Raw genomic sequence first — 3,505 nt, 5'->3', positions numbered from 1 at the left:
GGGCATCGCATTGGTGTCCCGGATCTTTCTGGGCAGCCAGCCCTTGGAGGTGCTGTGGCAAGCGCCCCGGCTGGAGGACCAGGGCTTCCATGTGCTGTGGCCCAGCGCAAAAAGCCGGGCCAAGGCAGTGGTGGACTGGCTGCTACGCCAATAAGGATCAGGCCGAGGCCGCCTCAGCCTCTTCCGGCGCGCTGAGCGAGATCACCGCAACAACGGCGGCCCCGTTCAGCCAATAGAAGGCTGCGTCCAGACCGGCAAAACCAAAGAGGAACGGTGCGGCCAGAAAGGTCAGGCCAACAATCAGGTCGACGGTCAGATGCAGCTTGTACGGCAGCACCCGGATCAGGCCCAGGTGGTGGTCGGTCAGCACTGTGAGCACAAGAGCGGCGATACCGGTCGCCACAGACAGCCACAGCGCCAACGGGTTGCTGTCACCAAGGCCGAGCAGAAACGGCAGCCCCATCAGGGCGATTGCCACGGGGTAGTCGAGATAGGCGTGGATGGTGCGGGTTACAAAACGCAGAGACATAGGTCAGATCCTTGTGACTGAGGGTGTATTGGCCGCATCAGCTGCGGCTCTGACCCCAATCTGGCCTGTACTTGCGGGACGTTGAATTTCAGATCATATACAAAACCTTGCAGATCGTTCAGAACCCGCAGGCTTCTTCGGCGTCACGCCGCCACATGCTGCTGCCGGTAGGCAGCTGGCGACATGCCGACCTGCTTGCGGAACACCCGCGAGAACGCCGCCTCGGAGGCATAGCCGGCGAGCTCCGCCGCATCGGCCACATTCATCCCCTGCTTGGTCAGCCCCTGGCAGGCGATCTGCATCCGCCAGCTGGTCAGATATTGCATCGGTGTCACCTCCATCTTGGCGGCGAATTCCTGGGCAAAGGCGGTACGCGACATGCCTGCCTCGCGCGCCAGCCCTTCGACGCTCCACACCTGCGCCGGGGACTGGTGAAAGGCGGTCAGCGCCCGGGAAATCCGCGGATCTGCAAATCCGGCCAAGGCCGAACCGCTGGGGCTCTGGTGCTCCAGATAGGCGCGGATCGCCTGGGCAAACAGCACCTCCGACAGTTTCAGCGCAATCAAATCGCCGCCAATGCGGGCGCCGTGCACCTCTGAGCCGATCATCCGCAAGGTCGCCTCGATCCAGGCGCCGGCCTCCTCGCCGTAGTTCTCGATCACGATGTAGGGTGGCAGCCGGTCAATCAGCATATGCCCGGCACCGCGCCGCCCGGGCACACCCGCAAAAGAGAAATGGCCACAGATCAGCTGGGTATCGCGGCCTTCTTCTTCACCGCCATAAACCAGTACTCCGTCACCATCGTACCCGGCGTCCTCCAGCACCCGCTCCAGCGGCAAAGCCTCCAGCGGCTGCACCTCATTGCACAACAGCATATGGGCGGCACCATGCGGGATCAGTACCAGGTCTCCCTGCTTCAGCCGCAATGTCTCATCGGTTGCCGGGACATGCACCTTTAGCTCGCCGCGCTGCACGAAGTGGAATCGCGCGACATTTTCAAACTGCGGCACCTGGACTCCAAAGGGCGGCGTAAAAGAAGTGCAGAAATAGAGCGTCCCCTTGAGGGACAGGCGGGTCAGGATATCACTAAGCAGATCAAGCATGGCAGTAGGATACGTCATTTTTCCGGCTCGTCCACGGGGCTGAACGATCTGCAATACTCTTTGATGTTTCGCGCATTCTAATGCGAGCGTTCTTCGCCATTCTTAGCCCTACCGAAGAACCCAATTGTTGGAGAAACGCAAGATGAAGACCCTTTTCCTGTCCGCTGCCATTGCCACCAGCCTGCTAGCGCAAACCGTTCAGGCAGGCGAAAAGATGAACGACCTGGAGATTGCGCACACTGCCTATACCGCCGGTCAGCTGGACATCCGCTATGCCCATCTGGCGCTGGCTGTGTCCGAAAACACCGAGGTGCGCGCCTTTGCCGAGACCATGCTCCGCGACCATGCGGCGGTGAACACCGCTGCAGTTAATCTGATCACTAAACTGAACGTGACCCCGCAGGACAATGACCTCAGCCGGGCGCTGGTTCAGGGTGCCGCTGATAAACGAGCCGAACTGATGAGCCTGTCGGGCAAGGCCTTCGACTGCGTCTATGCGCAGAACGAACTCGGTTATCACCAGTTGGTGAACAAGACCGTTGAGGAAAGCTTTATCCCCGCAGTCACGGTTGAGCCGCTGAAAGAGCTGCTGAGCGAAGCACTGGTGACATTCAAGGTGCATGAAGGCCATGCTGAAATGATGGTTAAAGGCCTGCAATGCGCCTAAACCGCAGGCAGCTCTGCCTGGGCGCGGGGGCGGTGGCATTGGCCCGCGCCCTTCCCGCCACGGGCGCCCCTGCCACGCGGGTTGATATCAGCGCCTTTGCTTTTGAACCCGCGCAGGTAACTATTCGGGCAGGCGAAAGTATCGAATGGATCAACCACGATTTCGCCCCTCATACCGCTACCGGCAATGAGGTGAACTGGGACACCGGCGAGCTTGAAAAGAACGACAGTGCTAGCCTTCGTTTCGACACGCCCGGGACTTACCCCTACTTCTGTGCCTACCATCCGCATATGCGCGGTATGGTCGAGGTGATCAGCTGACAAAAAACGGGCGTCCCTCCGAGGGGGACGCCCGCCTTGCATTCAAAGCCCGGCTAAAGTCAGCTGCGCACCAGCTTCTCGTAGTCCTCGGCGATCTCGCGGGTCAGCGCGCCGACCTCGAACTTGTAGGGGCCGATCTCGCCCACCGGGGTCACCTCAGCGGCGGTGCCGGTCAGCCAGCACTGCTCGAACCCTTCCATCTCTTCCGGCTTGATGCGGCGCTCGTGCACGGTGATGCCCTTGTCTTTCAGCATCTGGATCACGGTCTGGCGGGTGATGCCATTGAGGAAGCAATCCGCGAGCGGGGTGTGTACTTCGCCATCTTTCACGAAAAAGATGTTGGCACCGGTCGCCTCAGCCACATAGCCGCGCCAGTCCATGAACAGTGCGTCCGAGCAGCCCTGCGCGGTCGCTTTATGCTTGGAGATGGTGCAGATCATGTAGAGGCCGGCCGCCTTCGCGTGGACCGGAATGGTTTCCGGGCTCGGGCGTTTCCATTCGGCAATGGCCAGTTTGGCCCCCTGCATCTTGGCGTCGCCGTAATAGGCGCCCCAACCCCAGACCGCGATCGCCATGCGCACCGGGTTGGCGGCAGAGGCCACGCCCATATCATCGCCCGAACCGCGCCAGACCAGCGCTCGCACATAGGCGTCCTGCAGGCCGGAAGCCTTTAGCGCTTCATCCTTGGCCGCCTCGATCTGATCAACGGTATAGGGCATCGGCATATCCAGCGCCTCGGCACTGGCGATCAGGCGCTCGGAATGCTCGCGGCTCTTGAAGATCTTGCCGTTATAGGCGCGCTCACCCTCAAACACCGAGGAGGCATAATGCATCGCATGGGTCAGGATATGCACCTTGGCATCCCGCCAATCGACCAACCCTCCAT

Annotated in this window: 5 protein-coding genes; 2 read left to right on the top strand and 3 right to left on the bottom strand. The window is 60.9% G+C overall.

The genetic code is table 11. The features are described from left to right. Nucleotides 1-157 precede the first annotated feature (157 nt). Nucleotides 158-529 (bottom strand): hypothetical protein, encoded by a 372-nt coding sequence (locus A2I95_RS27970; protein ID WP_291735173.1) that lies wholly within the window; start codon nucleotides 527-529, stop codon nucleotides 158-160. A gap of 143 nt (nucleotides 530-672) precedes the next feature. Beyond that, entirely contained in the window at nucleotides 673-1,632 is a 960-nt protein-coding gene (locus A2I95_RS27965; RefSeq protein WP_291735175.1) for an AraC family transcriptional regulator, read from the bottom strand. 142 nt (nucleotides 1,633-1,774) lie between these two features. Between A2I95_RS27965 and A2I95_RS27960 the strand changes: the two genes are divergently transcribed. Together A2I95_RS27960 and A2I95_RS27955 are read left to right on the top strand one after the other, a co-directional pair. Further along, the gene (locus A2I95_RS27960) at nucleotides 1,775-2,299 is read left to right on the top strand and encodes a DUF4142 domain-containing protein (protein ID WP_291735171.1); all 525 of its coding nucleotides are present in this window, start codon (nucleotides 1,775-1,777) and stop codon (nucleotides 2,297-2,299) included. Then, nucleotides 2,290-2,619: a cupredoxin family copper-binding protein gene (locus A2I95_RS27955; protein WP_291735169.1), complete on the top strand. Its 330-nt coding sequence runs from the start codon at nucleotides 2,290-2,292 to the stop codon at nucleotides 2,617-2,619. Before A2I95_RS27960 ends, A2I95_RS27955 begins: the two co-directional genes overlap by 10 nt. A 59-nt stretch (nucleotides 2,620-2,678) precedes the next feature. Here A2I95_RS27955 and A2I95_RS27950 read toward each other — a convergent pair whose 3' ends face one another. Further along, nucleotides 2,679-3,497 carry a branched-chain amino acid aminotransferase gene (locus A2I95_RS27950; RefSeq protein WP_291735174.1) on the bottom strand — a complete coding sequence of 273 codons (819 nt, stop codon included), beginning with the start codon at nucleotides 3,495-3,497 and terminating at the stop codon, nucleotides 2,679-2,681. Nucleotides 3,498-3,505: the final 8 nt, after the last annotated feature.

The organism is Leisingera sp. F5, from assembly GCF_001593695.1.
The sequence above is the reverse complement of the archived record's forward strand: the minus strand, read 5'-3'. Positions and strand labels throughout refer to the sequence as shown.